We start from the raw sequence: 23,846 nt of genomic DNA, 5'->3' as shown, positions 1-23,846 counted from the left end.
CGGCGTGTGTCAGCGTGCGAGGACGACTGCCGCCTCCGCGGTGAGCGAGGCGAACGTGAACGTCTCTTCGAGGTAGAGCGTGACATCGGTGGCGGTGTGGCTGTCGTAGCCGATCGACAGGTCCGTGCCGAGGGTCAGCTGGTTGTCGCCGCCGCGGGTGGACAGCACGTACCCGCCGCTGATGGCGGGTGCCCAGATGATGTCGCCGGTGACCAGGTCGCGCAGGTGGTGGAACACGGGGTGTCCCTCGTCGCGGGTCTCGCTGACCGCGGTGTACGCGTCGGCGTCGAGCACCACCGAATACGGTCCCTCGACACCGGCGAGTCGCAGCGCCGACAGTGCGGAGGCGACGGCGTCGGGGATGAGCAGCGGATCCTCCGGCAGGCTGAGAACCGGGTTGTCGCTGGACGGTCCGAGTCCGCGGATGCCCGCCTCGTCGAATCCCTGGAAGATCGACTGGTCTTCGGCGAACGCGACGGCCTTCGCGGCGTCCTTGACGGGTTGCCAGTCGGAGTCGAGGGAACCCCGGGCGACGTCGTCGACCTCGGCGCGGCTGAGGGTGAACGGGAATCGGAGTTCGACGAGCGGGTTCACCTGCCGTTGCTGCGCCCGGATCCTGCTGTCCGACGTCTTGATCGGAGTGACGCGGCCGAGGTTGTGGGCCGAGTAGGAGTATCCGAACGGTCCCGCGACGTCGACGACACGCCGCCCCGCGACATGCCGTTTGAACGTGCGGGCGGCCTCTTCGCCGATCTGCTGCCAGGCAACCTCGGTGACGGGCGCCAGGTTGCGGTGCAGATTGCTCGAATCACTCATTGCGATACTCCTTTGAGACCACCGATTTTCAGGGACAGGTCGTACGGGCCGGCCGCGGCGGGCTCGACCGGGTCTTCGGGTGCCGACTCTGCGGCGGCCGGCCCGTCGCCGAGAGTTTCGAGCACGTCCCGGCTCGGGACGAAGAACAGCGTGCCGGTGGCCGCCGTGGAGAAGTCGAGGATGCGGTCGTAGTTGCCGGGCGGCTCGCCGAGAAACATGCGCCGCAACATCAGTTCGGTGACGGCGGGATCCTTGGCGTACCCGATGAAGTAGGTGCCGTATTCGGCCTCGCCGAGGCTGCCGAATGCCATGTTGTCGCGCAGGATGTCGTGTTCGACGCCGTCGTCGTCGACGATGGTGTTGAGGGTGACGTGCGAATTGCTGGGCTGGACGTCGTCGTCGAGTTCGACGTTCTCGAGCTTGGTGCGCCCGATGATCCGTTCCTGTTCCTCGGTGCTCAGTGTGCTCCACCCGCTCATGTCGTGCAGGTACTTCTGCACGATCACGTAACTGCCGCCGCGGAAGTCGGGATCCTCGTCGCCGATCAGTGCGGCGTCCGCGGCGTCGTCGTCGGTGGGATTCTCGGTGCCGTCGACGAATCCGAGGAGGTCGCGGGAGTCGAAGTAGCGGAACCCGTGCACCTCGTCGACCACGGTGGCGGCGGAGCCCAGCGCGGAGACGATCTGGCGGCCCAGTTCGAAGCACAGGTCTTTGCGGGCGGCCTTGATGTGGAAGAGGACGTCACCCGGCGTGGAGGGCGCGCTGTGGACCGGTCCGGACAGCGGGACGAACGGATGCAGGTGCGCCGGTGTCGACGACGGGCTCACGCGGTCCCAGAACTGCGCACCGACACCGACCACGCACGACAGTGAGCCGGCGAGTTCGCGGAATCCCACCGCCTTGAGCGGTCCGTCGATCCCGGAGATCACGTCGCACACCGTCGCGCGGTCGTCGTCGGAGTCCCCGGCGACGAGCACCAGGAACAGCGAGGCAGGGCTGGGCGGAGTGAGGACTGCTTGGGGTGCCAATCTCGCGACTGGGCCTGGCATCTGTGTCTCCGTTCACTTCGACGTACGACGCTGCACTGTCCGGAACCTAGGTCCATCTAACCGTTTCGCACCGCCAGGTTCCATTCCATCGGTTCGCCGCGCCGCCGCGGGGCTCCGGAATCTGTCGGTGGGGGCTCCTATCGTCGAGGTCATGCCATTGTCTGTGTCCGAGCGCGAACAGTTCCTGTCCGAGCCGCACATCGCGGCGCTGTCGGTCTCCGCCGGTGAGAGCCGCGGACCTCTGACGGTCCCGATCTGGTATCAGTACGCCCCGGGCGGTGATCTGTGGGTACTGACCGGCGCCGGTTCGGAGAAGGCGCGCCTGATCGAGGCGGCCGGGCGATTCACGATGATGGTCGAACGCGTCGCCCCCACCGTCCGATACGTCTCCGTCGAGGGTGCGGTGACGCGCACCGTCACGGGAACCGACGCCCAGCTGCGGGAGATCACCGAGCGCTACCTCGCACCGGAAAAGGTCGACGGCTACCTCGACTTCGCCCGGGCCGAACTCGGCGAGCAGGTCGCGATCTATCTCCGCCCCGAGCACTGGCGATCGGCAGACATGGGTCACGCCTGACCGCGGGGCCGGTCACGGCCCGGTGTCCAACATGAAAGCGGTATCTGACTGGCACTGGTCGGGAAACGTCGAGTATTTTGCTGTGAACTGTGGAAACGGGAATCCGTCCGCGTAGTCGAGAAAGCGTTTACAAATTTGGTGACGTGGGTCATAGTAGTCGGGTTCCGGCAGATTCCCTTCACAGTCAGGAGTTCTCGATGGGCATGACCGAACTCGGCACCGAGCGGTCGACCGCGGTGCCACACGGGTCGGCAGGGCAGCAGCGCCGCCGGGTGATCAAGGCGAGCGCGGCGGGAACCGTGATCGAGTGGTACGACTTCACGCTCTACGGCCTCGCCGCTGCCCTCGTCTTCGGGCCGCTCTACTTCCCCGGGGCGGGATCCCTCGCCGGCACGATGGCCGCCTTCGGGACGTTCGCCGTCGGGCTCGGCGCCCGCCCGATCGGTGGGCTGGTGTTCGCGCACTTCGGCGACCGGCTCGGTCGCAAGCCGATGCTCCTCATGACCCTGCTCGTCATGGGCGCATCGACGACGCTGATCGGTGCGCTGCCCACCGCGGACGCGATCGGGATCTGGGCGCCGATCCTCCTCATCGTCCTTCGCCTGTTCCAGGGCGCCGGCGCGGGCGCCGAGTTCGCCGGGGCGATCACGATGGTCACCGAATCCACGGACAGCTCCCGCCGCGCTCTCTCCAGCGCCTATCCGGGAGCCGCGATCTACGTCGGGACCGGCGGCGCCACCATGATCTTCGCGCTGCTCACGCTGATGCCCGACGACCAGTTCCTGTCCTGGGGCTGGCGTATTCCGTTCCTGGCCAGCGCCGTCATCGTTCTCGTCGCCGGCTATCTGCGGTTGAAGGTGAACGAGACCGCCGTGTTCGAGGAGGCCGCGCAGCACGGCGAGGTCGACCGCGCGCCGCTGGTCGAGGCGGTCCGCAACCACTGGCGGCAGATCCTGTGCGGACTTGCCCTGTTCAGTTTCGTGATTCCGTGGGCCTACGTCATGCAGGTCTTCGCGCTCTCGTTCGTGACCAAGACCCTCGGCGTCGATTCCACCCAGGCCCTGATCGGATTGATCGTCGCCGAGTTCTGCGCCATCCCCGTCATCATCGGATTCGGCCGACTGGCCGACAAAGTGGGCCGCAAGCCGGTCCTGTTGTCCGGCGCGATCTTCGGCATCATCTTCCCGTTCCCGATGTTCATGATGCTCGACACGCGGTCCCCGTGGATGGTCGGACTGGCACTGATCCTCGGCATCTGCCTCGTCCAGGGCACGACGTCCGGTCCGGGCGGTGCGCTGCTCTCCGAACTGTTTCCCACCAAGATCCGGTGGAGCGGCATCGCGATCTCCCGGGAGATCCCGGCCGCCGTGGTCGGCGGCACGATCCCGCTGGTCGCCACCGCCCTCGTCGCCGTCGCGGGCGGGACGCCCTGGCTCGTCGCGAGCTACCTCATGGGCTTGAGCGTGGTCGGGCTGATCGGCATCGCCCTGCTTCCCGAGACCCTCGGCCGGAGCGTGGGTTCGCGCACGTCCGTCGAGGTCGCACCGTGACCCGTCGCGTCGTGGTGGTCGGCGCCGGGCTCGCGAGCGCCGCACACCTCACGGCGCTCCGGGCTGTCGGCGCCGACGTGGTCGGTGTGGTGACGCGCGACGAGACGAGGGCGGCGGCCGCACGCCGGCTGGCACCGGAGGCACGGATACTCCCGAACGTCGACGCGGCAGCGGACCTGGACGCCGACACGGCGGTGGTGGTCACGCCGCCGTCGAGTCACCTGGCCGTCGCGTCGGCACTGGCCGAGCGCGGCCTGGACCTGGTGATCGACAAACCGCTGGCCGCGTCGTTGCACGATGCGCAGGCGATCGTCGACGTCGCCGAGCGGTCCGGCGTGCGGGCGGCGGTCACGCTCCAGCACCGCTACAAGGAGGCGGCGCGTCGCGCACGGCAGCTTCTGTCGGACGGAGCGATCGGCGCCCTCCGCTCGGCGACCGTCACTGTCCCGCTGTGGCGCCCCGACTCCTACTACACCGAGGCCGGACGCGGGACCTGGGACCGCGACGGCGGCGGAGTGCTGATCACCCAGGCCATCCACACCCTCGACCTGTACCTGTCGCTGGCCGGCCGGGCGCGCAGTGTCGTGGCCGCGGCTTCCACCAGCCGAGGCCGGCTCGAGGCCGAGGACACGATTCACCTCCTGATCGACCACGGCACGCATGCGGCGTCGGTGACGGCGAGCACGGCCGCGTGGCCGGGCGGTGCCGAGACGATTCACCTCTACGGCGACGCGGGACAGCTGCGGCTGGTGGGGGATTCGCTCGTCCAGATCGGCGACGGGGTCCGCCGGGTCGTCGACGGTTCCGTCGACGCGTCCGGCCCGGACCCATTGTCGATGACGGCGTGGTTCCGGTCGCTGTACGACGACGTCTTCACCAGTTGGGCGGCAGGTGCGGCACCGCTGTCCGACGCCCGGTCCGGGCTGCCCGTGCAAGCGGTGATCGACACCGCCTACCGGTCCGCCGCGGCCGGCACGATGCCGGTCACTGTCTCCGAGGAGACGCGTGACACTGTCTCCGAGGAAAGGGAAAGTGCATGTCAGTCTTGAGTATTCGGGTCGACGGTCCGAACGAGTATCGCCTCGTTCACGGTGACGTCGCGGCGCCCGGCGAGGGGGAGGTGCTCGTCGCACTCGACTCGGCCGGGATCTGCGGCGGTGACCTGTCGCATCTGCGCGGCCGGAACGCCGTCGCCGCATATCCGACGGTGCTCGGCCACGAATGCGCGGGACGTGTGTCGCGGGTGGGTCCGGGCACGAGTCTCACGGTCGGTCAGCCGGTGATGGTCTACCCGACCACGGGCTGCGGCCGATGCCGCGCGTGCCGCGACGGCCGGATCAACAACTGCCCGAGCATCCGCGTGTTCGGCCTGTCCGACCCACGCGGGTGTTTCAGCGAGGAGTTCGTCGTTCCCGAGACGCAATGCGTGCCCGTGAGCGACTCGGTGCTGGACCGTTTCGGGGCGCTCGTCGAACCGCTCGCCGTCGGAGTTCACGTGGTCCGGCGCGGCGGCGCGTCGGAGGGGGACACCGCGCTGGTCATCGGGACCGGTGCGATCGGTCTTGCGACCACGCTGGTGGCCAGGAGCCGGGGCGTCCGGGTGTTCGGTGTCGATCGCTACACCGAACGTGAGCAGCCCGCCCTGGCGTGCGGGATGAGCGACTTCACGACGGACTCGGGGGCCGCGCTCGAGGGCTGGCTCCGGGACCGGACTGACGCGGTCGACCTGGTCTACGACACGGTGTGCACCGACGAGTCCTCTCGGCTGGCGCTGCGGGTCCTCGCTCCGGGCGGCCGGTACGTCGCGATCGCGTCCGCGAAACCCGGGCACGAACTGACCCTCGACTACAGCACGCTCTACGCCCGCGAACTGTCCGTCGTGGCCTGCCGGAACTACGTCCGTCAGGATTTCGTCGAGGCGGCCGAACTACTCGAATCGGGGAAGGTGGACGCGTCACCGCTGCACACCGCGACGTTCCCGCTGGACGAGTTCGGCCGCGCGGTCGAGGAACTCGAATCGAACGGCAGCAAGCACGTCAAGGTGCTGCTGACGTCGCGGAAACTGCTCGGAACGCGCGCCTTGTTGCGCACGGAGTGAGCGTCCGCGTGATCCGGGGCCGTCTTCGCGATACGCTGTAAGCGTTTCCACCCACCGAGGTGGTAGACGGTAGCAATGGCGACGAGAGATGCAGAGGCAGCTATGGCTGATCAGACCCGAGTGCCCGCGAGCCGTCGCGTCACGATCAATACCGTAGCGAAGGCAGCCGGGGTCTCGATCGCCACCGTCTCCCGTGTCATGAGCGGCAGCTCGTCGGTGACCCCGGACCTCGCGGCCCGGGTCCACAAGGTCGCCGACGAGCTGTCCTACCGGCCCAGCACCGCCGCCCGCGGACTCGTCCTCGGGTCGCTGAGGAACATGGGCGTGATCCTGCCGGACCTGGCTAACGCGTACTTCTTCGACGTCGTCAAGCAGATGCACCACGGCGCCACCGCCGACGGGTACCGCATGCTCGTCGCCGACTACTCGGGTGACGCGGCCGACGAACTCGCCACCGCACTCGACCTGCTCGGCCAGGTCGACGGCCTCGTGCTGCTCTCGTCGAGGATTCCGACGAGTGGCCTGAAGGAACTCGCGAAGCAGTCGACTCCCGTCCTGCTCGTCAACCGGGTCGAGTTGGAAGTCGATCTCCCCATGGTGGCCGTCGACAACTTCACCCCCATGATGCAGCTGTGCGGGCATCTCGCGAAGCTCGGCCATCGCCGGATCGTCTACGTGAAGGGCTCGGATCTGGCCTGGCAGAACCGCGAGCGGTGGCGGGCCATCGAAATGGCGAAGGTGCTCGGGATCGAGGCGACGGCGGTGCCGTCGGACGGCACCATCGAGGGTGGCTACGACGTGGTGGAAGAAGCACTCACGCACGAACCGACCGCTCTCGTCTGCTTCAACGACCTGACCGCGCTGGGCGTCATCTCGAAACTGCGTGAGCGTGGACTCCGCGTCCCCGAGGACATTTCGGTCACCGGCTTCGACGACATCGACATGGCGCGCCACCTGGCACCGCGCCTGACCACGGTGGTCAGCCCGAAAACCGACCTGGGCGACCAGGCGTGGTCGCTGATGCGCGCGGCCCTGAACAACGAGGCCACCACGTCTCCGCCGCTGATCCCCGCCGACGTCGTCATTCGCGAGTCGACGGGGCCCGCCTCGAGCTGAGCCGGAATTTCAGACGGCGGCAAGGCCGTTCGCCGCGGCGTGGACCGCGTCTTTCGGGTCTGCGGCCCACCAGCGGTCGCTGAGGATCTCGACCTCCACCAGACCCCGGTAGCCGGCGTTCCGGCAGTCGGCGACGAAGCCGGTCAGGTCGATGCACCCTTCGCCGGGCATGCCGCGGCTGCTGAGTTCGCCGTGGATCGGGGTGACCCAATCGGCCAACTGCACCGAGAACAGGCGTTCGCCTGCCCGGGTGATCTGCTGCGGCAGCGCTGCGTCCCACCACACGTGATACGAATCGAGGGCGATCCCGACGATGTCGGATCCGATCGCCTCGACCAGGTCGTTGGCCTCGCTCAGTGAGGTGATCACCGAACGACTCGACGCCATCATCGGGTGCATCGGCTCGACCGCGAGCCGCACCCCCGACTGGCGGGCGTACGGCTCGAGTTCGGCGATGCCGTCCCGGACCTGCCGCCGCGCGTCGGCGAGGTCGCCGTGAGCGGCGCCGCAGACCAGCACGAGGCAGTCGGCGCCGAGGGCGTGCGCCTGATCGACCGCCACTCGGTTGTCGGCCATGGTTTCTCGCCGCAGCCGGGCGGTCGGTTGCGGGAACATTCCGCCCCGGCAGACGCTGGTGACGCGCAGACCCGACTGCCGGAGCCGGGCCGGCGCGGCCACCAGATCCACGCCGTCGAGGACGTCCCGCCACAGGCCGACGCCGCCGAATCCCCACTGCGCGGCGAGGTCGGCGACCTCGGTGAGGCCGGCACCCTTGACGGTGACGGAGTTGAGACTGCAGTGCGCCAGGTCCATGTCAGTGGATTCCGTGCACGGCGAAGTAGGCGGCGGCGCGGGTGGCGGTGAAGTCGGGATCGGTGAACAGCCCGATCGCGTCGGCGGCGCGAACCAGTTCGGCCAGGTGGGTGAGGCTGCGGCCGGTCTCGAAGCCGCCGATCATCCGGAAGTGCTCCTGCTTGCCGTTCAGGTACGCCAACCAGGCGACGCCGACCTTGTAGAACTGCGTCGGGGCGGCGAACAGCAACCGGCTCAGGGTTTCGGTGGGGCCCAGGATGTTCCGGAAGCCCTGCTCGTCGCCGTCGTCCAACCGCGCGAACGCGGCGGAGGCGAACGGTCCGAGTGCGGCGAACGCGCCGAGGAGGGCGTCGCTGGTGTGGGTGCCGTCGCCGGCGATCAGGCCGACGTAGTTGTAGTCGTCGCCGGTGAACACCCGCACCCCGGCGGGCATCCGCTCACGCAGGGCGATCTCGAGCGCCGGGTCGAGCAGGGACACCTTGATGCCGCGCACGGTGTCCCGGTGCGCGTCGATGATCTGCAGCACGGTGTCCATGGCCGCGTCCGGCTCCGCGAAGCCCCAGTAGCCGCCGAGGGCGGGATCGAACACCGAACCCAGCCAATGCAGGACCACCGGGCGGGTGGCCGCCGACAGCACCGCGTCGTACACGGCGAGGTAGTCGTCGGGGCCGGTCGCGGCGCGGGCGAGGTGCCTGCTCGCCATCAGCACCACCTCACCGCCCGCGGATTCGATCTCCTCGACCTGTTCGAGGTAGGCGTCGCGGATCTCGTCGAGCGAGGGGGTGTCGGTTTTCAGTTGATCGGTGGCCACCCCGACGACCACCTTCCCGCCGACCGACTTCGCGTCGGTGAGCGTGCGGACGGCGAGTTCCTTCGCCGCGGCCCAATCCAGTCCCATGCCGCGCTGGGCGGTGTCCATCGACTCGGCCACCCCGAGTCCCAGCGACCACAGGTCGCGGCGTAGTTGCAGGGTCGCGTCCCAGTCGATCTGGTCCGCGGCATTCTCCGCCGACGCCCGCAGCGGATCGGCGACCACATGCGCGGCCGCGTACACCGCCCTGCTGGTCGGCGGGGTGGACCGGGTGCCCAGCCGTGCCGGTGCGTTCAACGCGAGAGTCGTGGGCGAACCGTGGCGATCGGGCAGCAGGATCGAGGCCATGAAATCTCCTGTAATCGTTTTCTTGATGTTGTGCAGCTCACAATATACTGTGTCAATCACCGAGGTCCATAGCGTTCATGGGCCGATTGGCAGAATGTAAGCATTTACAGGAGCGGATATGACACAGCCCGGAACGGGTGCCGCCTCGAGGCGCTGGACACTGACCACCGCGACCCGAGCCGTGAGCGACATCGCGCCAGGATCGACGATCGCCCTCACCGGTTCGGGCGGCGGGATCCTCGAACCGGACACCGTCCTGAAGGCGCTGGAGGAGTGCTTCCTCGCGACCGGATCGCCGAGGGAACTCACGATCGTGCACGCCCTCGGCATCGGCGACCGGGTGAGGCGCGGAACCAACCACCTCGCGCACAAGGGCATGGTCAAGCGGGTCGTCGGCGGGCACTGGACGTGGTCGCCGACCATGATCGACCTCGTCCGCAACGACGAGATCGAGGCGTACGCGTGGCCCGGCGGCGCGATCAGTCAGCTGCTGCGGGAGATCGGCGCACGTCGGCCGGGCCTCATCACAGCGACCGGTCTCGACACGTTCGTCGACCCGCGGCACGGCGGGGGCAAGTTCACGCCGTCCGCCACCGAGGACCTCGTCGAACTCCTGACTCTCGACGGCCGCGAGTACCTGCGCTACAAGCCGTTTCCCGTCGACGTAGCCATCGTCCGCGGCGATTCCATCGACCCGTCCGGCAACGTCACGTGCTCGGGCGAGGCGGCCCAGCTCGACGCGCTGGCCGTCGCTCAGGCGGCGAAGGCGAGCGGCGGCCGGGTCATCGTGCAGGTGAAGAACCTGCTGGACCGGCCGATCGATCCGCGGCTCGTGCACATTCCGGCGGTCCTCGTGGACGACGTCGTCCACGCACCGGCCCAATGGCAGACGTACGCGGGCGAATTCGACCCGGAACTCTCCGGCGACGCGGCGAACTCCGGCTTCGGCGCCACGAACCACGACCCGATCCGCATGCTGATCGCCCGGCGGGCCGCCGCCGAGGTCCGGGACGGCGACGTCCTGAACGTCGGCTTCGGGGTGTCCGCGCTGGTCGTGGACGCGCTCGCCGAACAGGATCGCCTGGACGACATCACACTTGCCATCGAGCAGGGGCTGATCGACGGCATCCCCGTCTCCGGCGACCTGTTCGGGGCCGCGCGAGGACCGAAGGTCGTGCACTCGTCGACCACCCAGTTCGATCTGTTCTCGGGCGGCATGCTCGACGTCAGCTGCCTGGGCATGGCCGAGGTCGACTCCACGGGCGCCGTCAACGTCAGCAAGATCGGCGGCGGAATCGTCGGACCGGGCGGGTTCATCGACATCTCCCAGAACTCGCCGCGTGCCGTGTTCTGCGGAACGTTCACCGCTCGCTGCCTGGACGTCGCGATCGTCGGGGGAGAACTGGTGATCCGGCGCGAAGGCTCGGTGCCCAAGTTCGTCGACCGCGTCGATCAGGTCACCTACTCCGGCGCTCTCGCCGTCCGTGAGGGACGTGAGGCGGTGTACGTCACCGAACGCGCCGTCTTCGTCCTCACCCGGGACGGCCTCGAACTCGCCGAGATCGCACCCGGCATCGACATCGATCGGGACATTCTGCCGCACATGGGATTCCGTCCGATCATCAATAACCCCCGCGTGATGGACGCGGGGTTGTTCGCCCCCGTCGCCGTACACATCTGAGGAGAACTACATGTCAACCGGAAACAGCGTCATTCCCTCGTCGGTGCTCGGCGCCGACGAACGCAAACTCGTCGCCGAATTCGTCGACGAACGGATCCGTCCGGTCGCCACCGAGCTCGACGAGACCGAACGATTCCCCGAAGAGATCTACCGGGAGATGGGCAAGATCGGGCTCTTCGGCATCACGGTGCCCGAGAAGTTCGGCGGCTTCGGCGGCACCGCCCTCGACTACCTGTTCGTCATGGAGTCGCTGTCCTACGGGTACGCGTCGGTGGCCGACCAGTGCGGCCTCGTCGAGATCCTCGGCAGCCTGCTCGGCAACTACGGCACACCCGAGCAGCAGGAGCAGTACCTGCGCCCGATGCTCACCGCCGAGAAGCGCTGCGCCTACGCGCTCACCGAGCCGGGATCCGGATCCGACCTCGGATCGATCACCACACGGGCGGTGCGGGACGGCGCCGGCTGGGTGCTCACCGGTGAGAAGATCTACATCCACAACGCCCCCGTCGCGGACTTCGCGGTCGTCCTTGCCGTCACCGACCCCGAACTGGGTAAGCGCGGCGGCATCTCCGTCTTCCTGGTGGACGTCGACCAGCCCGGTGTCAGCCGCGCGTACCACGAACACAAGATGGGCCAGCGGGCCTCGCAGGTCGGCGGGCTGGTGTTCGACTCCGTCCAACTGCCGGCCGACGCCCTCCTCGGCGAGGAAGGCAAGGCGTTCGGTTACATGATGAAGGTGCTGGCCAAGGGCCGTCTCGGCATCTCGGGCCTGAGCCTCGGCATCAGCCGCGCCGCACTGGACGCCGCCACCCGGCAGTCCCTCGACCGCAGCCAGTTCGGCAAGCCGATCTCCGCCAACCAGGGCATCTCCTTCTCCCTCGCCACCGTCGCCACCGAACTGCGGGCAGGCACCGCGCTGTCGGTCGAGGCGGCGCGGGCACTCGACACGGGGGCAGCGGACGCCGAGACGCTGTGCTCGATGGCCAAGCTCTACGCGTCCGAGGGATGCGTGCGCCACGCCGACGCCGCCGTGCAGGTGTTCGGCGGCAACGGCTTCATCCGCGGATACGAGGTCGAGCGCCTCTACCGCGACGCCCGCATCACGAAGATCTACGAAGGCACCAGCGAAATGCAGCGGCTCATCATCAGCCGGGCAGTACTGAAGGGAGCCGCGGCATGAGCGGCGTTGCACAACCCACCAACTCGGTCGATCTGTCGGGGAAGACCGCCATCGTGACCGGTGCGGCCGGCGGGATCGGTTCGGCGATCGCCCGGGCCCTCACCCGGAACGGGGCACTCGTGGTGGCGGTCGACGCCGACCCGAAGGTCACCGACGTCGCCGCGGAGTTCGGCGGACACGGTCTCTGCGGCGACCTCACCGACCCCGAGTTCGGTGCGCGCGCCGTCGACCTCGCCCAGCAGCTGTCGGGGCGCCTCGACATCCTGATCAACGCGGCCGGGATCCAGTTGCGGACCACCGCTATGGACGTGGACGAGGACGGATGGGAACGTCTCCTGGACGTCAACCTGTCGGCGGCCTACCGGTTGACGCGGCAGGCGGCCAAGTCGCTGGTCGACGCCCGCGGCAGCATCGTGAACATTGCGTCGCTGTCCGCGGATCGCGCTGTCCCGGGGATCGTTCCCTACGGCGCGACGAAGGCCGCACTGACTCAGCTCGGCAAGGGACTGGCCGTGGAACTCGGCCCCCACGGCGTGCGCGTCAACACCGTCTCGCCGGGCTACATCGAAACGCCGATGACGGCGGACGTGCTGGGGCAGGAAGACTTCCGCGCCCAGAAGTTGAGCCGCATCCCGTTGCAACGGTTCGCCGACGGCGACGACGTCGCCGACGTCGTGCTGTTCCTGGTCTCCGACGCCGCGCGGTACGTCACCGGGGTGGTCCTGCCCGTCGACGGCGGGTACTCGATCACATGACGAACCTGGCGACCGTTCCCTCGGTCACGTTGAACAACGACGTCACGATGCCCGCGCTCGGGTTCGGCCTCTTCACGATCCCCGACGAGGACATGGACGCCACGGTGTCGCACGCCCTGTCCGCCGGCTACCGCGCATTCGACACGGCCCCGATGTACGGCAACGAGGCCTCTCTCGGCGCGGCGCTGGCCCGGGCGGACGTCGATCGGGACGAGATCTTCGTGACCACCAAGATCTCCAACGAGGACCAGGGCTACCAGCAGACACTGGACGCGTTCGAGGCGAGTGCGGCGAAACTCGGCCGCATCGACCTGTGCCTGATCCACTGGCCGGCACCGAGCCGCGGACTGTACCTGGAGACGTGGCGGGCACTCGAAAAGCTGTACTACGACGGACGGGTGCGGGCGATCGGCGTGTCGAACTTCCAGCCCGAACAGCTCGAGCGGCTCGCGGAGATCGCGACGATCACCCCGGCGGTCAATCAGATCGAACTGCACCCGCTGCTCACGCAGTCCGCGCTGACGGATCTGCACCGGTCGATGGGCATCCGCACCCAGGCGTGGGCGCCGCTGGCGAGGGGGCACCTGAACGACCACGCACTCCTGGCGGCGCTCGCCGCCCGGCACCGTGTGTCGGTCGCGCAGATCGTGCTCCGCTGGCATCTGCAGATCGGGACGATTCCACTGCCCAAATCTTCTGCGGTGCACAGGATGCGGCAGAACGCGAATGTGTTCGACTTCCGGTTGTCCGCCGCGGAGATGGACGCGATCTCGGCCCTGAATCGGGATCAGCGCACGGGACCCCACCCCGATGACGTCGACTGACGCCGGCTCGATGCGGGTGGTGCTGGCCCCGGATTCGTTCAAGGGCTCACTGACCGCGACGGAGGTGGCGGCGGCTCTGGCAGCCGGCTGGTCGACGGTCCGGGCGACCGACGAGCTGATCCTGCTCCCGCAGGCGGACGGCGGCGAAGGCACGGTGGACGCCGTCGCGTCCTGCCACGGCACCGGCGTGTGGCGTGAGGTGCCGGGGGTTCGAGGCCCCGACGGACGTCCGACGAACGGACGCTGGCTGCTGCTCCGGGACGGCACGGCGGTGGTCGAGCTGGCCCACATGAGTGGGCTGCCGCTGATGGACTCGCCGGATCCGGGGGGAGCGTCGACGACCGGCCTGGGACAGGTGATCGCCGCCGCACTGGCGGACGGCGCGAAGGCACTGCTGGTCGGACTCGGCGGTTCCGCCTCCACCGACGGCGGTGCGGGCGCCCTGCGGGCGCTCGGCGCGAAGCTCCTGGACCGCGACGGCCGGGAGATCCCCGACGGGGGCGCCGGCCTGGCCGCTCTCGCCTCGATCGACGTGGGCTCGCTGACCGAGCCCCCACCCGGTGGCGTCGAACTGCTGACGGACACGACGGCCGTTCTGTGCGGCCCGAACGGGGCAGCACACGTCTTCGGGCCGCAGAAGGGTGCCGACCCCGCGGAGCGCGACCGCCTCGATCGTGCGCTCGCGACGTTCGCCGCCTGCCTCGGCGCACGACTGCCGTGCAGTCCCGACGAACCCGGCACGGGAGCGGCGGGAGGCACTGGATTCGGACTGTCGGCCTGGGGCGGCCGGTTGATGCCGGGTGCCGCCCGCATCGCGGAGCTCACCGGGCTGAGCGCCGAGTTCGGCCGCGCCGACGTCGTGGTCACCGGTGAAGGCCAATTCGACGCGACGTCGCTGTCCGGCAAACTCGTCGGTTCCGTGCTGGAACGGTGCGCGGAGACCGCGACCCGATCGGTCGTCGTCGCAGGCCGCCTCGCGGCGGCGCCACCCGGCATCGGGATCTCACTGTCCGACCTGGCGGGGAGCTCCGAACCGGCACTCGCCGCACCCGCGATGTGGTGCCGGGTGGCCGGAGCGGTCGCCGCAGCCCGGCTCACCAGCACTCTGTAATCGATTTCTAATTTGTCCGGTCGATCCGGATGGCACTTGACCACACCATGCAGCGCTTGACTTGTGACGCCGATCACGGTAAGAAAGCGTTTACATTCATTTTTCAGGAAGTGGACGAACGATGACACGGACGCAACGATCAATCAGGGCGGCAGCCCGGGCCGTCGGCGTTGCCGCGGCAGTCTCCGTCATGGCGAGCTCCGCCATCGCTTGCTCGACGGGATCGGAACAGATCGAGCGGGACGGGGCAGCCGTCGACCGGGGCGACATGGTGATGGTCTCCGAGGTGCGGTCGCTCACCAACCCGTATGAAGCCGCGTGGGTGCAGGGCAGCCGCGCGTACGCCGAATCGCTGGGGATCGAACTGAAGGTGATCGTCTACGGCGGCGACTCGCAGAACGCGCTGTCGCAGTTGCAGTCGGTGCTCGCCGCAGGCAAGACCGTGCTGCTCAACATCAACCCGAACACGAGCGCCGACACCCCCGCGATCGTGCGCGCCGTGCAGAACAGCGGCGGGTGCGCGGTCACCCAGTGGAGCAAGCCTGCCGACCTGCATCCCCAGGACGTCGGGAACGGATGGGCGTCGTACGTCGCCTACGACGGCGTCCAGCAGGGAGCCGACACGGGGAAGGCCCTCGTCGATTCGCTCGGCGGCACCGGCGGCGTGATCGCGCTGCAGGGTTTGCTCGCCAACGAGATCAGCCAGACCCGGTTCCAGGGCTTCCAGCAGGCGATGGACGGACAGTCCGGCGTCACCCTGCTCGACGACCAGCCCGCCGACTTCGACCGCAACAAGGCCTACACCACCACGCAGACCCTGCTCAACAAGTACGGCGACCAGGTGAACGGTATTTGGGCCGCAACGGATTCCATGGCACTGGGCGCTCTGCAGGCGGTGCGTGAGGCGGGCCGCGCGGGGGAGATCAAGATCGCCAGCGCCGCGGACGCCACCCCGGAAGGCCTGGGCGCCATCGCGAACGGGGAGCTGCTCTCCACCTACACGACCCACCCCTACTTCAACGGCGCGATGGGACTCGCCATCTGCTACCAGGCCATGACCGGCGCACTCGACGTCGAGTCGCTGCCCCGGGAGAACCGCGAATTCTTCGTCGATCAGTCTCTGATCACCGCGAACAACGTCGACCAGTTCCTCGCCGTTCCGACTGACGAGGAGATCGTGCGGTCCGTGCAGGATCCGTTCTCCCGCATCACCGGGCCCGTCGCCCGATAACCCTCCGAACACCACCGAACTTCCGAAGGAGTAACGATGTCGACGACTGAAGTGACCGGGGAGGTGACGACCCCCGCAGAACCCGTTGCGCCCGTGCGCAGCACACGACTACGAGTTCGCCGGCTGCTCTCCACCGCCGGCCCGCTCGCCGCCCTGCTGGGACTGTGCGCCGTCTTCGCCGCGCTGGCTCCCGGCTTCGCGACGGCGAGCAACGCGATAGCGATCGTGGAGCAGGCCGCGATACCCGTCGTCCTCGCGATGGGCGCGACGCTGGTGGTCCTGGTGGGCGGCGTGGACCTGTCGATCGAGGGCGTGATGGCGGCCAGCGGGCTGACGTTCGTCCTACTTGCAGCGAACAGCGTCAACGGCAACGACCTGGGACTCCTCGCGGTCCTGCTGGCGCTGGGGGTCGGTTTGCTCTTCGGAGTGGTCAACGGCGTGCTGCACGTCGTCGTCCGGGTGCCGTCCTTCCTCGTCACACTGGGTACGTGGTTCGTCGGTCTCGGTGTCGCCACCGTGCTCTTCGGCACCGCCACCCCTCAGCTCGCCGACCCGTCGCTCGCGGCCTGGGCCGGCGGCCACTGGCTCGGGCTTCCCGTCGTCGTGGTGTTCGCGCTCGCCGCCGTGGCCGTGACAGTGCTGCTGTGCAAGAGAACCCGGCTCGGCATGCACACCTACGCGATCGGCGGCGACGAGGCGACCAGCCGCCTGGCGGGCGTCCCGGTCGGGCGCACCAAGATCATCCTGTTCGCCGTGGCCGGACTGCTGTCCGGGCTCGGCGGAGTGCTGGCCACCATCCGGCTCGGTGTCGGCGACGTGAGCGTCGGATCGGGAAGCCTCTTCCTCACCCTGTCCGCGGTGGTCGTCGGAGGCACCCTGCTGAGCGGCGGTCGCGGCGGACCCCTGCATTCTCTCGTGGGTGTGCTGCTCCTCGTGGTCCTCGGCAACGGACTTCTCCTGTCGGGCGCCAGCCCGTACATCCAGCAGGGCGCGCAAGGTCTCATCATCGTGGTCGCGGTGATCGCCACCGGGTGGCCCGCCCGCAGTCGATTGAGGGTCGTGAAATGACATCTCTCCTGGAACTCCGCAATGTCACGAAGAAATTCGGACCCAACACCGTCCTCGACGACGTGAGCGTGTCCATCGCTCCGAACGAGGTCGTGGGGCTGATCGGCGAGAACGGCGCCGGAAAGTCGACGCTGCTCAAGATCCTCGCGGGAGTCCACCGCCAGGACGGCGGCCGGATGGTGCTGGGCGGGCGCGACGTGAGCTTCGGAAGCCCCGCCGACGCCGCCGACCACGGGATCGGGGTGGTGCACCAGGAGCAGTCGCTGCTGCCGAACCTCACCGTCGGCCAGAACCTGATCCTCGGACACGAGGGCGACACCACCCGAGCCGGGTTCCTCCGCCGACGGAAGATCAGGGCCCGCGCCCAGGAAATGTTGTCGGTGGTGGAGTCGACGGTCGACCCGCGCGCCCTGACCGAGACGCTCGGGTTCGCCCAGCGCCAGATGGTGGAGGTGGCTCGGGCCGTCGGCGGCAGGCAGGTGGAACACCCGCCGCTGCTCATCCTCGACGAGCCGACGTCGGTGCTCGAACCCGAGGACGTCGAGGTGCTCCATCGCCGGGTCACCGCCCTCAAGGAGCGCGGTTCCGTCATCTTCGTCTCCCACCGTCTCGACGAGGTCCTCCGCTTCTCCGACCGCGTGTACGTGCTGCGCGACGGCAAGGTGGTCGGTGAGCGGATCGCCGCGGCGGCAACCGAATCCGAGCTGTACCAGCTGATGATCGGCAAGGGCGCGGCCGAGGAGATCTACTCGTCGGAGCGCAAGCGGGCCGTTCCCCGGACCGGCACGCCGACTCTGTCGGTCCGCAACCTCACCTGCGGCGGCAAGGCGAAGGACGTGTCGCTGGACGTCCACGCCGGCGAGATCGTGTCGGTGGTGGGCGTGGTCGACTCCGGCCGCGAGGAGGTGGCCCGCGCCGTCTTCGGCGCCGTCCCCATCCACTCCGGAACCGTCGAGATCGACGGACAGCGGTCGGCCCCCGGATCACCGGCGGACGCCGTGCGGTCCGGTGTCGCATACGTTCCCGCCGAGCGTCGCGTCGAAGGCATGATCGCGGGCGCGACCGTGGCGCAGAACATCGCGACGGTGCATCCGGTGAAGGCAGGCGGTGGCCGGATCTCCTCGGGAGCCCGGGTGGAGGAGACCGCCCGCGGCTGGATCGAGAAACTCGGCATCCGGCCCGCGGACCCCGACGCCGACATCGCGCGACTGTCGGGCGGCAACCAGCAGAAGGCCGTGGTGGCCAAGTGGATCCTGGGCGACGGACTGAAGGTGCTGGTTCTCGACCACCCCACCCGCGGCCTCGACATCGGCGCGAAAGAAGACCTCTACGCCGTCTTCCGCGACCTCTCCGACAGGGGAGTGGCGATTCTGGTGCTCGCCGACACCCTGGACGAGGCGATCGGCCTCGGCCACCGTGTGATCGTGATGCGGGACGGCGAGATCACCGGCGCGTTCGACTCGCCGCCCGGAAACCCGCCCAGCAAACTCCAACTCCTCGAGAAGATGATGTGATCGCCGTGGCAACAAGAACTTCCGCCGAGAGGACTTCCACCGAGATGCGCGCACCCGAGGGTGCGGCGCCGGTGGTGTCCCGGACGACGCGGGACCGGTTGCGGCTGGCAGGCCCGTCGGTCGTGTTGGTCGCGCTCGTCCTGCTCGTCGCGCTCGCCGAACCGAATTTCCTGTCGATGAACGCCCTCGCGGTGGTCTCGGCGCAGGCGGTCCCGATTCTGCTGCTCGGGCTGGGCCAGATGTTCGTCATCCTCACCGGCGGCATCGACCTGTCGGTGGCGGCGCTGGCGTCGCTCGCCACGGTGATCCTGGCGACGGTGATCGGCTCCCTCGGTCCCCTCGCCGTCGTCGTCACCCTCGTGGCGCTCACTCTGATCGGTGCGCTGACCGGTCTCCTGATCGTGTTCGGTCAGGTCCCGTCGTTCGTCGTCTCGCTCGGGGCGCTGGGGTTCTGGGGTGCGGTCGCGCTCGTGGCGTCCGGGTCGACCACCATCTACATCAGCGAAGGCTACGACGCGATCTTCTGGCTCAGTTCGTGGACGGTGCTCGGTCTCCCCATGGCGGTGTGGGCCGGTGTCGCCGCAGTGGCCGCGGTGTTCTGCGCGATGCGGTTCTCCCCGCGGGGCAACGTCTTCCACCTCGTCGGACTGGGGGAGAAGGCGGCGATGATGAGCGGCGTCCGAACCCGGATCGTCCGGATCAGCGCATTCGCCCTGTCCGGATTCTTCGCGGGCGCGGCGGGTATCGTATTGTCGGCCCAGCAGCAGAGCGCCGCACCGCAACTCGCGGATTCGCTGCTCCTGCCTGCCATCGCGGCCGTGCTGGTCGGCGGCTGCGCCATCACCGGTGGAATCGGTGGAGCGTGGCGGGTGCTCGTCGGCGCCCTGGTGGTCACCGTTCTCCGGGTCGGCGGCTCGGTGGCCGGCATCGACCCCAGTTTCCAGCAGATCGTGTACGGCGCGGTCGTCATCGTCGCGGTCGCCGTGACCCTCGACCGCAGCCGGCTCTCGATCATCAAGTAAGACTCTGTGTCAGTGTGAGATTCGAAGGAGAACGATGAGTACGACGGCACGCGGTGCGGTGATTCACGAAGTGGGCGGCAAGTGGGAGGTCGACGACCTCGTCCTCGCGGAACCCGGTCCCGGCGAGGTGCGGATCAAGGTGATGGCGTCCGGACTGTGTCACTCCGACGATCACCTCGTCACCGGTGACATTCCCAATACGCTGCCGCTGGTCGGCGGACACGAGGGTGCCGGTGTGATCGACGCGGTCGGGCCCGGTGTCACCCGGCTCGCCGTCGGCGATCACGTCGCCACCGCCTACCTCCCGGCTTGCGGAACTTGCGCCTGGTGCGCGCAGGGGATGCAATATGTCTGCGACACGGGGGCCGGTATGGAGGCTGGTTTCATGCTCGACGGAACGGCGCGGTTCGCCACGCAGTCAGGGCGGCCGATCGGCGCCATGCAGCGCCTCGGCACGTTCGCGAACTACCTCGTCACCTCGCAGGCACAGGCCGTCAAGATCGACGACGGCATCCCGTTCGACGTGGCCTGCCTCGTCTCGTGCGGGGTCGCCACCGGGTGGGGCTCCGCCGTGAACGGCGCGGGCGTCCGTCCCCGGGACACGACGCTGGTCGTCGGGGTCGGCGGTGTGGGGATCAACGCGGTGCAGGGCGCCCACCACGCGGGTGCCACGCACGTCGTCGCGGTCGACCCGGTCCCGTTCAAACGCGAACGAGCGCTCGAACTCGGCGCCACCCACGCGTACGCGTCGATCGACGAGGCCATGCCGTTCGTCCGCTCGGTCACCAACGGGCAGGGCGCCGACAGCGCCGTCGTCACCGTCGGCGTGGTGGACGGACAGCTGATCGCCGACGCGTTCGGCGCCGTCCGCAAGGAGGGAACCGTCGCCGTCGTGTCGATCGGCCAGAACGAACCCGGGATCCCGATCAGTCCGCTCGAACTGGTGGTCTACGCCAAGCATCTGCGGGGGGTGCTGTTCGGCAACTGCAACCCCACCCGGGACATCCCGGCCCTGCTGGACTACTACAAGTCGGGACGACTGAAGCTGGACGAACTGATCACCCGGCGCTACAGCCTGGACCAGGTCAACGACGCATACGTGGACATGCACGCGGGGCTCAACCTGCGTGGTGTCCTGATCCACGAACACTGACGAGGAACTGCCAAAGATGTCGACAGTCGAAGCAACACAGATCCGCAGCTACGGACACTTCATCGGCGGGCGCAGCGTGCCCCCGTCCGAGAACATCATCGAACGGGTCAGCCCGGCCGATGGTCGCGTCGTCGCCACGTTCACCGCGGGGACCCGCGCCGACGCGGCCCTGGCCGTTGCGGTCGCGCGGGAGGCCTTCGACGAGGGCGAGTGGCCGCACTGGACCGCGATGGACCGCGGCCGGGCACTGCTGCGGTGCGCGGGGCTGATGCGCGAGCACGAGGAACGACTCGCCCGGATCGACGCGGAGGAGTCGGGCAAACCGATCACTCTGGCCCGCGGCGACGTTGGGGCGAGCATCGAGTTGTTCGAGTACGCCGCTGCGCTGGCCATGACGATGCACGGTGAGGCACACACGGCGCTCGGCGACGACTGCACCGCCATGGTGGTCCGGGAGCCCGCCGGCGTGGTCGGCATGATCATCCCGTGGAACTTCCCGCTGCTCCTGCTCGCGCAGAAGTTGCCGTTCGCGCTCGGCGCGGGCTGCACGGCGGTGGTGAAGCCATCCGAGTTCACGTCCGGCACCGCCGTCGAGCTGGCCCGGTTGCTCACCGAGGCCGGGATCCCCGACGGGGTGGTGAACGTGGTGACGGGCGCGGGGACCGAGGTCGGTGCCCCGCTCGCGGAGAGCAGCCTGGTCGACATCCTGTCGTTCACCGGGAGCACCGCCACCGGTAAGCGCATCGTGGAGGCCTCGGCGGGCAGCGTCAAGCGACTGTCGATGGAACTGGGTGGCAAGGCCGCCAGCGTCGTGTTCGACGACGCCGACCTCGACGACGCACTCGACGGAGTCCTGTTCGGTGTGTTCTTCAATCAGGGTGAGTGCTGCGTGTCGGGTGCCCGGCTCCTGGTCCAGGACTCGATCGCGGACGCCTTCCTCGCCCGCCTCGTCGAGGCCGCCGGCCGCATCAGGGTGGGCGGACCGCTCGACGACGCCAGCGAACTGGGTCCGATGATCGACGTCGGCCACCTCGAGAAGGTGCTCGGGCACATCGACGCGGCGCGGCGGGACGGTGCGACCGTCCTGACCGGTGGTGACCGGCTGTGCGGAGAGAGCTGGGGGAGCGGGCATTTCGTCGCTCCCACGATTCTCGACGGCGTGGCCGAGGAGTCCGCCGCCTTCCAGGAGGAGATCTTCGGACCCGTGCTCACCGTCACCCGGTTCAGCGACGTCGACCACGCCATCCGGCTCGCCAACGCCACGGAATACGGACTCGCCGGCTCGATCTGGACCAAGAACATCGACAAGGCGCTGCGGGTGGCGAAGGAGATGCGCAGCGGCCGCGTGTGGGTGAACACCACCATCGACGGCGCCCCGCAGCTGCCTGCCGGCGGCATGAAGCAGAGCGGGTTCGGCCGCGAGATGGGGCAGGCAGGCTTCGACGAGTTCACCGACGTCAAGACCATTCAGATCCGCACCGGACCACGTCAGCGCGTGTTCCCGAACTGGACCGGAGGCAACCGATGAGTGCCACCTACGACTACGTCATCGCGGGCGGCGGCACTGCGGGCTGCGTGCTGGCCGGACGGCTGACCGAGGATCCGATGGTCCGGGTCCTCCTGCTCGAGGCCGGCGGCAACGACCGGCATCCGTTCATCCACGTGCCGGCGGGATTCGCGAAACTCACTGCGAGCAAGTACGACTGGGGATTCTCGAGCGTCCCGCAGAAACACTGCAACGACCGGGTCATCCCCCTCGCCCAGGGCAAGGTCATCGGCGGTGGCGGCTCGATCAACGCTCAGGTGTTCACGCGTGGCGCGCACGAGGACTACGACGAGTGGGCGCTGAAATACGGCTGCGCGGGATGGTCGTTCGCGGAGATCCAGAAGTACTTCCTCCGGTCCGAGGACAACGAACGGCTGTCGGCGCCGTACCATGGCACCGACGGGCCGCTCGGCGTCTCCGATCCCGTCAACCCTCATCCGCTGTCGAAGTCGTTCGTCCAGGCGGGTCAGGAATTCGGGTTGCCGTTCAACGGCGACTTCAACGGCGAGCACCAGTACGGTGTCGGCCTCTATCAGACGACCACGAAGAACGCCCGCCGGTGCAGCGCCGCGGTCGCGTACCTCGCACCCGCCAGGAAGCGGCCCAACCTGACGGTCCGGGAGAACGTCGTCGTGTCGCGGGTGCTGCTCGACGGCGGACGCGCCACCGGGATCGAGGTGCTCACCCCGCACGGTGTGGAGACGTTCCGTGCGTCCCGCGAGGTGCTGGTCGCGGCGGGCGCGTTCGGTTCGCCCAAGATCCTGCAGCTGTCGGGGATCGGTCATCCCGACGATCTCCGGGACGCGAATGTCGAGGTGGCCCATGCGCTTCCCGGTGTCGGCCGGAACCTGCACGACCACTGCGATCTCGACGTCATCTACGAACTCCGTGAATACCAGAGCCTCGACCGACTGAACCTGATGCGTCCGGCCACGGCGAAGGCGGGACTCGAGTACGCGGCCTTCCGGCGCGGCCCGCTTGCGTCGACCGTCGTCGAGGCCGGTGGGTTCAATTTCGGGCACGCGGCGGAGTCGATTCCGGATCTGCAGTTCCACTTCCTGCCCGCCGCCGGCGTCGAGGCCGGTGTCGCCGCGGTCCGTCCCGGCTACGGCTGCACCCTGAACTCGTACTCACTGAGGCCGGAGAGCCGCGGCTCGGTGAAGATCAGGTCGAACGATCCCACCGCCCAGCCGCTGATCGACCCGAACTTCCTCGCCACCGACTTCGACCTGGAGTCGAGCATCGAGGGGCTCCGGCAGAGCCGCGAGATCATGGCGCAGTCGTCGATGGCGCGGCACATCAAGGCGGAACATCTGGCCGGTGGTCTGTCGGTGAACACGAAGGACGACTACGTGAAGTTCGTTCGCGCGTACGGCCGCACCTCGTACCACCCGGTCGGCACGTGCGCGATGGGTGTCGGCGACGACGCCGTCGTCTCGCCGGAACTGAAGGTGATGGGCATCGAGGGTCTGCGGGTGGTCGACTCGTCCGTCATGCCGCGCATCGTCAGTTCCAACACCCAGGCTCCCACGGTGATGATCGCCGAGAAGGCGATCGATCTGATCCGTGGGGAAGGATGACCG

Annotated in this window: 21 protein-coding genes; 17 read left to right on the top strand and 4 right to left on the bottom strand. The window is 68.6% G+C overall.

Annotated features, from left to right (window positions below; translation table 11 throughout):
* Positions 1 to 9: 9 nt before the first annotated feature.
* A complete protein-coding gene (locus FND50_RS30340; protein WP_007297722.1) occupies positions 10 to 816 on the bottom strand; it encodes a family 1 encapsulin nanocompartment shell protein in 807 nt (268 codons plus the stop codon).
* The gene (locus tag FND50_RS30335) at positions 813 to 1,865 is read right to left on the bottom strand and encodes a Dyp-type peroxidase (RefSeq protein WP_144288153.1); all 1,053 of its coding nucleotides are present in this window, start codon (positions 1,863 to 1,865) and stop codon (positions 813 to 815) included. The genes FND50_RS30340 and FND50_RS30335 overlap by 4 nt, the downstream gene beginning before the upstream one ends.
* A 151-nt stretch (positions 1,866 to 2,016) precedes the next feature.
* Here FND50_RS30335 and FND50_RS30330 point away from each other — a divergent pair, with 151 nt between their 5' ends.
* From FND50_RS30330 to FND50_RS30310, 5 genes are all read left to right on the top strand, one after another.
* Entirely contained in the window at positions 2,017 to 2,442 is a 426-nt protein-coding gene (locus tag FND50_RS30330) for a pyridoxamine 5'-phosphate oxidase family protein (RefSeq protein ID WP_144288152.1), read from the top strand.
* Positions 2,443 to 2,639: 197 nt separating this feature from the next.
* Entirely contained in the window at positions 2,640 to 3,992 is a 1,353-nt protein-coding gene (locus FND50_RS30325; protein WP_005251303.1) for an MFS transporter, read from the top strand.
* On the top strand, positions 3,989 to 5,041 hold the full coding sequence (locus FND50_RS30320; protein ID WP_144288151.1) for a Gfo/Idh/MocA family protein: 1,053 nt from the start codon (positions 3,989 to 3,991) through the stop codon (positions 5,039 to 5,041). The genes FND50_RS30325 and FND50_RS30320 overlap by 4 nt, the downstream gene beginning before the upstream one ends.
* Positions 5,038 to 6,090 carry an alcohol dehydrogenase catalytic domain-containing protein gene (locus FND50_RS30315; RefSeq protein WP_144289199.1) on the top strand — a complete coding sequence of 351 codons (1,053 nt, stop codon included), beginning with the start codon at positions 5,038 to 5,040 and terminating at the stop codon, positions 6,088 to 6,090. Before FND50_RS30320 ends, FND50_RS30315 begins: the two co-directional genes overlap by 4 nt.
* 102 nt (positions 6,091 to 6,192) lie before the next feature.
* Positions 6,193 to 7,206 carry a LacI family DNA-binding transcriptional regulator gene (locus tag FND50_RS30310; RefSeq protein ID WP_144288150.1) on the top strand — a complete coding sequence of 338 codons (1,014 nt, stop codon included), beginning with the start codon at positions 6,193 to 6,195 and terminating at the stop codon, positions 7,204 to 7,206.
* 9 nt (positions 7,207 to 7,215) lie between these two features.
* Here FND50_RS30310 and FND50_RS30305 read toward each other — a convergent pair whose 3' ends face one another.
* Both FND50_RS30305 and FND50_RS30300 read right to left on the bottom strand, forming a co-directional pair.
* A complete protein-coding gene (locus FND50_RS30305; protein ID WP_144288149.1) occupies positions 7,216 to 8,019 on the bottom strand; it encodes a sugar phosphate isomerase/epimerase in 804 nt (267 codons plus the stop codon).
* Position 8,020: 1 nt separating this feature from the next.
* Entirely contained in the window at positions 8,021 to 9,178 is a 1,158-nt protein-coding gene (locus FND50_RS30300) for a DUF993 family protein (RefSeq protein WP_144288148.1), read from the bottom strand.
* Between the two features lie 118 nt (positions 9,179 to 9,296).
* On the opposite strand from FND50_RS30300, the gene FND50_RS30295 reads away from it, so the two are divergent.
* The 12 genes from FND50_RS30295 to FND50_RS30240 all read left to right on the top strand — a co-directional run bounded on the left by FND50_RS30295 (position 9,297) and on the right by FND50_RS30240 (position 23,843).
* A complete protein-coding gene (locus FND50_RS30295; protein ID WP_144288147.1) occupies positions 9,297 to 10,859 on the top strand; it encodes a CoA-transferase in 1,563 nt (520 codons plus the stop codon).
* Positions 10,860 to 10,869: 10 nt separating this feature from the next.
* Entirely contained in the window at positions 10,870 to 12,039 is a 1,170-nt protein-coding gene (locus FND50_RS30290) for an acyl-CoA dehydrogenase family protein (protein ID WP_144288146.1), read from the top strand.
* Positions 12,036 to 12,794 carry an SDR family NAD(P)-dependent oxidoreductase gene (locus FND50_RS30285; protein WP_144288145.1) on the top strand — a complete coding sequence of 253 codons (759 nt, stop codon included), beginning with the start codon at positions 12,036 to 12,038 and terminating at the stop codon, positions 12,792 to 12,794. The genes FND50_RS30290 and FND50_RS30285 overlap by 4 nt, the downstream gene beginning before the upstream one ends.
* Positions 12,791 to 13,618, top strand: a complete 828-nt coding sequence (locus FND50_RS30280; RefSeq protein ID WP_144288144.1) for an aldo/keto reductase — start codon at positions 12,791 to 12,793, stop codon at positions 13,616 to 13,618. The genes FND50_RS30285 and FND50_RS30280 overlap by 4 nt, the downstream gene beginning before the upstream one ends.
* Positions 13,605 to 14,729: a glycerate kinase gene (locus FND50_RS30275; RefSeq protein WP_144288143.1), complete on the top strand. Its 1,125-nt coding sequence runs from the start codon at positions 13,605 to 13,607 to the stop codon at positions 14,727 to 14,729. Before FND50_RS30280 ends, FND50_RS30275 begins: the two co-directional genes overlap by 14 nt.
* Before the next feature lie 190 nt (positions 14,730 to 14,919).
* Positions 14,920 to 15,960, top strand: a complete 1,041-nt coding sequence (locus tag FND50_RS30270; RefSeq protein ID WP_144288142.1) for a sugar ABC transporter substrate-binding protein — start codon at positions 14,920 to 14,922, stop codon at positions 15,958 to 15,960.
* Positions 15,961 to 15,996: 36 nt separating this feature from the next.
* Positions 15,997 to 17,028, top strand: a complete 1,032-nt coding sequence (locus tag FND50_RS30265; RefSeq protein WP_144288141.1) for an ABC transporter permease — start codon at positions 15,997 to 15,999, stop codon at positions 17,026 to 17,028.
* On the top strand, positions 17,025 to 18,542 hold the full coding sequence (locus FND50_RS30260; protein ID WP_144288140.1) for a sugar ABC transporter ATP-binding protein: 1,518 nt from the start codon (positions 17,025 to 17,027) through the stop codon (positions 18,540 to 18,542). Before FND50_RS30265 ends, FND50_RS30260 begins: the two co-directional genes overlap by 4 nt.
* A gap of 44 nt (positions 18,543 to 18,586) precedes the next feature.
* A complete protein-coding gene (locus FND50_RS30255) occupies positions 18,587 to 19,564 on the top strand; it encodes an ABC transporter permease (RefSeq protein WP_144288139.1) in 978 nt (325 codons plus the stop codon).
* Between the two features lie 34 nt (positions 19,565 to 19,598).
* On the top strand, positions 19,599 to 20,717 hold the full coding sequence (locus FND50_RS30250) for a Zn-dependent alcohol dehydrogenase (protein WP_144288138.1): 1,119 nt from the start codon (positions 19,599 to 19,601) through the stop codon (positions 20,715 to 20,717).
* Between the two features lie 16 nt (positions 20,718 to 20,733).
* Positions 20,734 to 22,245 (top strand): aldehyde dehydrogenase family protein, encoded by a 1,512-nt coding sequence (locus FND50_RS30245; RefSeq protein WP_144288137.1) that lies wholly within the window; start codon positions 20,734 to 20,736, stop codon positions 22,243 to 22,245.
* The gene (locus FND50_RS30240; RefSeq protein ID WP_144288136.1) at positions 22,242 to 23,843 is read left to right on the top strand and encodes a GMC family oxidoreductase; all 1,602 of its coding nucleotides are present in this window, start codon (positions 22,242 to 22,244) and stop codon (positions 23,841 to 23,843) included. Before FND50_RS30245 ends, FND50_RS30240 begins: the two co-directional genes overlap by 4 nt.
* The last annotated feature ends 3 nt before the right edge of the window (positions 23,844 to 23,846 follow it).

This window comes from Rhodococcus sp. WB9 (assembly GCF_007558985.1).
Lineage (GTDB): Bacteria > Actinomycetota > Actinomycetes > Mycobacteriales > Mycobacteriaceae > Rhodococcus_F > Rhodococcus_F opacus.
The sequence above is the reverse complement of the archived record's forward strand: the minus strand, read 5'-3'. Positions and strand labels throughout refer to the sequence as shown.

What these genes read in the sequence shown, in the direction of transcription:
- FND50_RS30340 (WP_007297722.1), bottom strand. Translation starts at nt 816, where the DNA reads ATGAGTGATTCGAGCAATCTGCACCGCAACCTGGCGCCCGTCACCGAG.
- FND50_RS30335 (WP_144288153.1), bottom strand. Translation starts at nt 1,865, where the DNA reads ATGCCAGGCCCAGTCGCGAGATTGGCACCCCAAGCAGTCCTCACTCCG.
- FND50_RS30330 (WP_144288152.1), top strand. Translation starts at nt 2,017, where the DNA reads ATGCCATTGTCTGTGTCCGAGCGCGAACAGTTCCTGTCCGAGCCGCAC.
- FND50_RS30325 (WP_005251303.1), top strand. Translation starts at nt 2,640, where the DNA reads ATGGGCATGACCGAACTCGGCACCGAGCGGTCGACCGCGGTGCCACAC.
- FND50_RS30310 (WP_144288150.1), top strand. Translation starts at nt 6,193, where the DNA reads ATGGCTGATCAGACCCGAGTGCCCGCGAGCCGTCGCGTCACGATCAAT.
- FND50_RS30305 (WP_144288149.1), bottom strand. Translation starts at nt 8,019, where the DNA reads ATGGACCTGGCGCACTGCAGTCTCAACTCCGTCACCGTCAAGGGTGCC.
- FND50_RS30300 (WP_144288148.1), bottom strand. Translation starts at nt 9,178, where the DNA reads ATGGCCTCGATCCTGCTGCCCGATCGCCACGGTTCGCCCACGACTCTC.
- FND50_RS30295 (WP_144288147.1), top strand. Translation starts at nt 9,297, where the DNA reads ATGACACAGCCCGGAACGGGTGCCGCCTCGAGGCGCTGGACACTGACC.
- FND50_RS30290 (WP_144288146.1), top strand. Translation starts at nt 10,870, where the DNA reads ATGTCAACCGGAAACAGCGTCATTCCCTCGTCGGTGCTCGGCGCCGAC.
- FND50_RS30285 (WP_144288145.1), top strand. Translation starts at nt 12,036, where the DNA reads ATGAGCGGCGTTGCACAACCCACCAACTCGGTCGATCTGTCGGGGAAG.
- FND50_RS30280 (WP_144288144.1), top strand. Translation starts at nt 12,791, where the DNA reads ATGACGAACCTGGCGACCGTTCCCTCGGTCACGTTGAACAACGACGTC.
- FND50_RS30275 (WP_144288143.1), top strand. Translation starts at nt 13,605, where the DNA reads ATGACGTCGACTGACGCCGGCTCGATGCGGGTGGTGCTGGCCCCGGAT.
- FND50_RS30270 (WP_144288142.1), top strand. Translation starts at nt 14,920, where the DNA reads ATGGCGAGCTCCGCCATCGCTTGCTCGACGGGATCGGAACAGATCGAG.
- FND50_RS30265 (WP_144288141.1), top strand. Translation starts at nt 15,997, where the DNA reads ATGTCGACGACTGAAGTGACCGGGGAGGTGACGACCCCCGCAGAACCC.
- FND50_RS30260 (WP_144288140.1), top strand. Translation starts at nt 17,025, where the DNA reads ATGACATCTCTCCTGGAACTCCGCAATGTCACGAAGAAATTCGGACCC.
- FND50_RS30255 (WP_144288139.1), top strand. Translation starts at nt 18,587, where the DNA reads ATGCGCGCACCCGAGGGTGCGGCGCCGGTGGTGTCCCGGACGACGCGG.
- FND50_RS30250 (WP_144288138.1), top strand. Translation starts at nt 19,599, where the DNA reads ATGAGTACGACGGCACGCGGTGCGGTGATTCACGAAGTGGGCGGCAAG.
- FND50_RS30245 (WP_144288137.1), top strand. Translation starts at nt 20,734, where the DNA reads ATGTCGACAGTCGAAGCAACACAGATCCGCAGCTACGGACACTTCATC.
- FND50_RS30240 (WP_144288136.1), top strand. Translation starts at nt 22,242, where the DNA reads ATGAGTGCCACCTACGACTACGTCATCGCGGGCGGCGGCACTGCGGGC.